We start from the raw sequence: 7,650 nt of genomic DNA on the forward strand, positions 1-7,650 counted from the left end.
GGGGACGTCCGCGAGAACAGGTCGGCTGTCAGGCCGTCTTCGCGAGCAAGTCGGATCGCCGCTCCCACAAGTGAACACCTGCGGGAGCGAAGCCAAATCAAGCCAGGCTTTTGCTGACCACTTCAAACACATCGCTGGACAGCTGACCCGAAGCGCGAATCCGCTCCAGCTCACCTTTCATCAATGCCTGACGAGAATCGTCATACTTGCGCCAGCGCGTCAGCGGCGCCAATTGGCGCGAAGCGATCTGCGGGTTGAAGGCGTTCAGCTCGATCACCAGATCCGCAAGGAAGCGATACCCGGACCCATCCGCCGCATGGAAGTTGATCAGGTTCTGCCCCGCAAACGCGCCGACCAGTGCCCGCACCTTGTTCGGGTTCTTGAGGTTGAACGCCGGATGCTGCATCAACGCCTTGACCCGCTCCAGACCACCCGGCAACGTGCTGCCCGCCTGAACGCTGAACCACTGATCCATGACCAGCGGGTTGTCCTTGAAGTGTTCGGCAAAACTCGCCAGCGCCCGCGCCTTGTCTTCTTCGAACGACGAGTTGACCAGCACGGCCAACGCCGTCAGGCGCTCGGTCATGTTGTCGCTGGTCTCGAACTGCTCAAGCGTCGCCGCCAGGACTTCAGGTTTGCCGCTCAACATCAGGTAAGACAGCGCAATGTTCTGCAATGCACGACGGGCAAAGTGCTCGGCTTCGGCCACGTACGGGGTTTGTTTCGACAGATTGCGGTTGGCCTGGTAACGCAGCCACAACGCCTCGAACAAGCCGTCCGCCAGTTGCTTGCGGGCAAACTCGCGCGCGATGTGGATGGCATCGACGTCAGCCACTTCGCTGATCTCGGTCAGATACGCCTCACCCGGCAGCGACAGCATTTCGGCAACCATCGCCTGATCCAGCGTCTCGTCCGACAGCACGGTGCGCAACGCAGAAACCAGACGCTGATCCATGACCAGCTTCTCGCCCCTCTGCTGCTGAGCGATCAGCTCCTGCAACACTTGCACCGACAGTTGCTGACCGGCATCCCAGCGATTGAAGCCGTCGCTATCGTGCTGCATCAGGAACATCAGCTGATCACGGTTGTACGGGAAGCTCAGTTTCACCGGTGCCGAGAAGCCGCGCAGCAACGAAGGCAAAGGCTGTTCAGCAATGTCGACAAAGGTGAAGGTCTGCTCGGCTTCAGTCACCGAAATGACCCGAGAAGTACCCTGGGCGCTGGCTTCGCCGGAAAGACGCAACGCAATGGCAGCGCCTTTGGAGTCCAGCAGGCCCAACTCGACAGGAATCACGAACGGCAGTTTTTCAACCTTGTCCGGGGTGGCCGGGCAGCTCTGCCGGAAGGTCAGGCTGTAGGTTTTCGCGGCGGCGTCGTAGGACTCGCTCACTGCCAGGCGCGGTGTACCGGCCTGGCTGTACCAGCGCTTGAACTGGGTCAGGTCGACACCGTTGGCATCTTCCATCGCCTTGATGAAGTCGTCGCAGGTCACGGCCTGGCCGTCATGGCGCTCGAAGTACAGGTCGCTGCCTTTGCGGAAGCCTTCGGCACCGAGCAAGGTATGGATCATGCCGACCACTTCCGAGCCCTTTTCGTACACGGTCAGGGTGTAGAAGTTGGAGATCTCGATGAAGCTGTCCGGGCGCACGGCATGCGCCATCGGGCCAGCGTCTTCGGCGAACTGGTGGGTGCGCAGGTAAGCCACGTCTTGAATGCGTTTCACGGTTGCCGAGTTCATGTCGGCAGAGAAACCGGAGTCACGGAACACGGTGAAGCCTTCCTTCAGCGACAACTGGAACCAGTCGCGGCAGGTCACGCGGTTGCCCGACCAGTTGTGGAAGTACTCGTGGGCCACGATCGCTTCCACGCGCTGGTGCGCGGCGTCGGTCGCGGTTTCGGCACGAGCCAGCACGGCGCTGGAGTTGAAGATGTTGAGGCCCTTGTTCTCCATCGCGCCCATATTGAAGTCGTTGACCGCGACGATCATGAAGATGTCCAGGTCGTACTCGCGACCATAGACTTCTTCGTCCCAACGCATGGACTTCTTCAAGCTGTTCATGGCGTGCTGGCACTTGTCGATGTTTTCCGGCTCGACATAAATGCGCAGCGCCACGGAGCGCTCGGTCATGGTGGTGAAGGTGTCTTCGACGCACCACAAGTCGCCGGCCACCAGCGCAAACAGGTACGCCGGTTTCATGAACGGATCTTCCCACGTCGCCCAATGACGGCCGTCTTCGCCCGGACCGCTGGCAATCGGGTTGCCGTTGGACAGCAGCACCGGATAGCTGTGCTGCTCGGCCACCACCGTGGTGGTGAACTTGCTCATCACGTCCGGGCGGTCGAGGTAATAGGTGATCTTGCGGAAGCCTTCGGCCTCGCACTGGGTGCAGAACATCGTGCCGGACTTGTACAGGCCTTCCAGCGCGGTGTTGGTTTCCGGGTGGATCCTGACGCTGGTGTCGACGGTGAACGTGGTGCTGGTCGGCTGCAGGGTCAGGTGATTTTCGGTCAGCTGATAATCAGCCTCGCTCAATTCGCGGTCGGCCAAGGTCACCGACAGCAATTCGAGCTGCTGACCATCGAGCACCAGCGGCGGCAGGCCCGGGCCTCGTTCAGGGTTGCGGCGCATCACCAGTTGCGCATGGACCAGGCTGTGGTCCTCGAACAACTCGAAGGTCAGGTGCGTCTCGTCGATCAGGTACTCGGGCGCCTGATAGTCTTTCAAATAGATCATCTTCGGTTGTTCGGTGCGCATGCTGGAGTCCTTACTGATGCACGGCGAGCTGATAAGCCGTGTATTTACGAATATTGATCACGCCGGTGTCGAAAATCAGGTACTGGCCCTTGATCCCCAGCAGCGTGCCTTCGGCAATCGGGTTCTTGTCCAGGTTGAAGCTGACGATTTTGGCCGGGTATTGCTCGACCGGGTAGCGGATTTCGAGCGGTTCCACATCGGCAATAGTCTGGATTGCCTGTAGGCCGAATCGTTCCTGCAAACCTTGCAAACCTTCGGCGCAGCTATCAAACAGCTGATCGCGAACCTCGGCCAGGTCCACCGAAACCGCTTCGCCCTTGAGTAAAGCACGCCAGTTGGTCTTGTCCGCCACCTGACTGCGGAACAGGTCTTCGACGAAGCCCGATTGCTGGCGGGTCGACACGCGCATGATCGGCAACGCCTGACGGGCGCCCTGATCGATCCAGCGAGTCGGCAGCTGGGTGGCGCGGGTAATCCCGACTTTGACCCCGGACGAGTTCGACAGATACACAATGTGATCGGTCATGCAGAACGTCCGTCCCCACTCCGGTTCACGGCAGGTGCCGGCGTCATAGTGGCAACGCTCCGGGCTCATGATGCAGATATCGCACTGCGCCAGTTTGGTCATGCACGGGTAGCAGTAACCCTGGCTGAAGCTGGTTTTGGTCTTGCGTCCGCAATGGGAGCAGAAGATTGCCCCCAGGTATTCCAGGCGAACCGTGCTGCCGATCAATGGATTGACCGGCACCTCGACCTCGCCCAGACGAAACGCGTACTGCACGTCGGCCCCGTCCAGGCGAGCCGACATTTTACTGATTGCACCGCGGCCAATCTCGATCAATGGATGGCATCCGACTTGAACAGGATATTCGGTACGGTGATCGACTTGGAGCTGCACTCCTGCGGGCCCATGTAGCCAGTGCGCTCTTCTTCCGGCAGGTTCTGGATTTCCCAGGCGATCATCGCTTGCAGCGACAGTTCGCGTTGCTCGGCGGTGAGTTTGCCACCGTCCGACCATTTGCCGATTTCCACCGCCAGTTTCAGGCTCTGGTAGATATCCGGGGTGATGTTTTTGATCATTTCGTTAAAAGAGGACATCAAGGTCTCCGTGCTCTTTGATTCACATACGATTCTGGATGGCCAGTTTACGGCGGTTGTACAAACCGCCCAACAAACCGGTCAAGCATCCGACGAGCAACCCGCCGACGTGGGCGGCGTTGGCAATTTCACCGAAGCCGATCAAAGAGACCAGCCCGGACAGGCACAGCAGCAGCCATATCAGCATCATCACCAGTACGCCACGCGGCAGGCGATAAGCCCGGTTCGGCGACAGAAGCTGGAAGATCCAGCAATGCCCGAGCAGGCCGTACAGCACGCCGGACAACCCGCCAAACAGGGTCGGACCGCTGAAAATGAACTGGGCATAGTTGGACACCAGGGCGAACAGCAGGGTCAGGCCGATCAGGTTGATGCCGCCCTGGCGCGACTCGATGCGTCGCCCCAGCTCCCAGTACCACATGCCGTTCATGGCCAGGTGCAGGAAACCGAAGTGGATCAGCATCGGCGTCACCAGACGCCACCACTGCCCCGCCGCCAGGCTGTCGGCCAGTGGCGTGAAATGGATGTACTCGCCGATCACCCGGAAATCGAGGAAGGTGAACCAGCGCATCGTGTCGAGGTTTTCGCCCAGCAGCGTCACCGCGCCGACGATCAGGCTCAGCAACAGCACCAGTGCCGTCGCTTTGGCGTGGCGCAATTGCTCGGCAAAACCGGGACGCTTACTGGTTTTCGCCACCCCGATGTCCAGTTGCTGATCGGGATCGCCCGCCGGGAAACGCTCGTAAAGTACGCGCACGTCTTCACTGATACTGGCGGGCACCCAAAGCACCTGCTCGCCGTGTTCTTCGCTGACCCGATGCGGCACCTGCATGCGTTCCAGCAGTTTGACGAACCCGCTCAGATCAACTGCCAGTGGCAGGCGCAATACGGCAACGGCACTCATCGCAGAGCCTCGGGCCGTTCGACATCGACCCAGACAAATTTGTGCGGATCGAGTCGGGTTTCCTGGTCCAGGCGATAGGCAACCAGTTTGCCGTAGAGCACCGCGCTGTAATCCAGGCAGGCCAGGTTCGGGCGGATGGGCGCCGGTTTACCGCTGCGCCAGTAGTGGCCGACGAACAACAGGGGCTCGTCAATGCCATAGCGCAGCAAGGTGTCTTTTTCGGTGGAGGACAACGGCGTCCGGGCCACGGGTTCCGGCAAGGCGTCCGGCTGGAACACGATGTCGCCGTAGGTCTGCGGGTCGTCTTCCCAGAACTTGGTGCGGAAGAACGAGCGCGTCAGGCCATCGCCGCTGGTCATGGTCAAACCGTGGGGCAACCGCATGTCGGTGCCACGCAGCAAGCGATCGAACACGGTGCAGGCAAAACTGCCCGGAACGGCCGAAGCCTGGAGGAAATGTTCATCGACGCAGCCATCGGGAAACAGCGCGCGCAACGGCTCGATCAGGCCCGAATCCCAGCAGGCGTGCACCACGCGGAAACGTCCTGCATCCAGAAACAGGGGCAATTCGTAGAACCATTGCTGGAAGTCATGCCAGTCGCCGGGGTGATCTTCAAACTGGGTCAGGGTTTCGCCCAGCAGGCGCGCATGACGCGGGGTGTGCTCACGGACGAACTGCTTGCCGCTGCCCGGAGGCGCCGGTGTACTCCAGCCCAGAGCGTTGAATTCGTGGTTGCCCATGATGCACAGCGCCTGGCCAGCCTCGACCATGTCGTGGACGATGTGCAGCGCCTCGCGAATACGCGGGCCACGGTCGATGATGTCACCGACGAACACCGCCATGCGCGACGCATGCCGCCAGACACCACCTTGTTTGTGATAACCGAGCCGGTCGAGCAAGTGCTCAAGGGTCAGAGCGCATCCGTGCACGTCACCGATCAGGTCGTAACTTCGCGCGGGATCAAGCATCAGTCGCCTCCACCCCCCAACTTGCTGCCCCAGCCGAGCTTGGTTCGGCAGACCTCGTAGTAGTTGTGGTCGAGCGGATGGATAAGCCGCAGCTTCTGCGCTTTCTTGCTGACAGTGATGGTGTCACCCGGCGCACAGGTGAAGTGGTTCTGCCCGTCACAGGAGACTTGTGGGTAGATCTGCATATCCTTGGACACGACGATTTTCAGCTCACTGTTGCCATCGACCACAATTGGTCTGCCCGACAAGGTATGGGGGTACATCGGCACAATCACAATAGCGTCAAGCTTGGGGTGCATGATCGGGCCACCCGCCGACAGCGCGTAAGCGGTCGAACCGGTCGGGGTGGCGACGATCAGGCCGTCGGCCTTCTGACTGCAGACGAACTGGCCGTCGATGTACAGCTCGAACTCGATCATCCGCGTCGATTTGCCGGGGTGCAGCACCACATCGTTCAGTGCATCGCCCTGGCCAATGGCCTCGGCGTGGCGTCGGACTTCGGCCTGCAGCAGGAAGCGGTTTTCCACCAGGTAGTGACCGTCGAGCACTTCGGCGACTTTGACTTCGAGCTCGTCCGGGCGAATATCAGTGAGAAAGCCCAGGCTGCCCCGGTTGATTCCGAGCACCGGAATGTTGTGTCGGGCCAGTGCGCGCGCGGCGCCGAGCAGGCTGCCGTCACCACCGACCACAATCACCATGTCACACACTTCACCGAGCATCTTGCGCGACGAGGTTTGCAGGCCATGACCCGGCAGCACTTCGGCGATGGTGTCTTCGAGGATCACGTGCAGGTGACGATCGAGCAGAAACCGTTTCAGTCGGCGGACGGTATCCAGCACCTGCGAACTGCCCAGGCGACCGATGATGCCGATATTACGAAATTGCTCCATGGGGCTCCTGCGGGGGTCTGCGGTGACGAAAAACACGATTATGGGCGAAAGCGCGGGATAGACAAAATCCTTTCAGCCACAAGGGTGTACTCATGTTTAGGGCTATGCTCGCAAGATGATCCTATTTCCCGATTTGCTGCAGTTACCCCACCAGTTGCGTCACCCGGAGGTGCGTGACCTGGCGTGGGTCATCCTCGCGCCGCCGATGCTCGAGGTCACGCCGTGGCCGCAACGCCATCCGCTGGCCGGCAGTGACTGGGTCCAGGCACCGGAGCGGCTGGAGCTTTGGCTGCGGCAACTGGATCGCGACAGTTATGACCTGCTGCACTGGCTGGCCCAGGCCCGGACCCGGCGTTTGGGCCTGTACTATGAGCGGCTGTGGCAATACGCCGTGCGGCATGCACCGGGCATTGATCTGATTGCCGCCAATATGCCGATCCGCCGTGAAGGCCACACGCTGGGCGAGCTGGACATGCTGCTGCGTGATCGCGACGGCGTGCATCACCTGGAACTGGCCATCAAGCTTTACCTCGGCCCCCAAGTGGGCGACGGACACAACACGGCGCACTGGCTGGGCCCGGGTTGCCACGATCGGCTGGACCGCAAACTGGCGCACTTGAGTCAGCATCAGTTGCCGATTTCCGCCCGGCCGGAGAGCCGTGAAGTGCTGGCGGCGCTGGACATTCAACAGTTCAGTGCGCATTTGTGGCTGGGCGGTTATCTGCTGTATCCGTGGCCGGGACAGTCCCAATCACCGGACGGCGCGCACCCGCAACATTTACGCGGAAGCTGGCTGCATCAAAAGGACTGGAAGGATTTTGTCGCACAGCGTCCGTTCGGGCGCTGGCAACCCCTGCCCCGCCATGCCTGGCTGGCGCCGGCGCATTATCCAGAGGAGCAGACCTGGAACGCCGAACAGCTGGAGGCGTGGCTCAGCGATCTGGAACCGCTGGCGCCGGCGCAGTTGTTGGTGCGGTTGATCGAGAATGCCGACGGGGATTGGGAAGAGGCAGAGCGGTTGTTTCTGGTGGCGAA

General features: G+C 60.8%; 7 protein-coding genes. 1 reads left to right on the forward strand and 6 read right to left on the reverse strand.

Features of this window, described 5'->3' with window-relative positions; genetic code table 11:
* Positions 1-97: 97 nt before the first annotated feature.
* The 6 genes from pepN to PMI01S_RS30530 are packed head-to-tail and all read right to left on the reverse strand — an operon-like array spanning position 98 to position 6,615.
* Positions 98-2,755, reverse strand: a complete 2,658-nt coding sequence (gene pepN, locus PMI01S_RS30505) for an aminopeptidase N (RefSeq protein WP_084323880.1) — start codon at positions 2,753-2,755, stop codon at positions 98-100.
* A 10-nt stretch (positions 2,756-2,765) separates the two neighbouring features.
* Complete coding sequence (locus PMI01S_RS30510) at positions 2,766-3,596, reverse strand: DUF2797 domain-containing protein (RefSeq protein ID WP_084323881.1); 831 nt, start codon at positions 3,594-3,596, stop codon at positions 2,766-2,768.
* On the reverse strand, positions 3,593-3,853 hold the full coding sequence (locus tag PMI01S_RS30515) for a YeaC family protein (protein WP_017338278.1): 261 nt from the start codon (positions 3,851-3,853) through the stop codon (positions 3,593-3,595). The genes PMI01S_RS30510 and PMI01S_RS30515 overlap by 4 nt, the downstream gene beginning before the upstream one ends.
* 22 nt (positions 3,854-3,875) lie before the next feature.
* Complete coding sequence (locus tag PMI01S_RS30520) at positions 3,876-4,757, reverse strand: rhomboid family intramembrane serine protease (RefSeq protein ID WP_084323882.1); 882 nt, start codon at positions 4,755-4,757, stop codon at positions 3,876-3,878.
* The gene (locus PMI01S_RS30525) at positions 4,754-5,728 is read right to left on the reverse strand and encodes a metallophosphoesterase (protein ID WP_174602695.1); all 975 of its coding nucleotides are present in this window, start codon (positions 5,726-5,728) and stop codon (positions 4,754-4,756) included. Before PMI01S_RS30525 ends, PMI01S_RS30520 begins: the two co-directional genes overlap by 4 nt.
* Positions 5,725-6,615 carry an NAD(+) kinase gene (locus PMI01S_RS30530; RefSeq protein ID WP_007988608.1) on the reverse strand — a complete coding sequence of 297 codons (891 nt, stop codon included), beginning with the start codon at positions 6,613-6,615 and terminating at the stop codon, positions 5,725-5,727. Before PMI01S_RS30530 ends, PMI01S_RS30525 begins: the two co-directional genes overlap by 4 nt.
* 115 nt (positions 6,616-6,730) lie before the next feature.
* Here PMI01S_RS30530 and PMI01S_RS30535 point away from each other — a divergent pair.
* A partial coding sequence (locus tag PMI01S_RS30535) for a DUF1853 family protein (protein WP_084323884.1) occupies positions 6,731-7,650 on the forward strand: 920 nt, incomplete at its 3' end.

Source organism: Pseudomonas migulae NBRC 103157 (assembly GCF_002091715.1).
Classification (GTDB): Bacteria; Pseudomonadota; Gammaproteobacteria; order Pseudomonadales; family Pseudomonadaceae; genus Aquipseudomonas; species Aquipseudomonas migulae_A.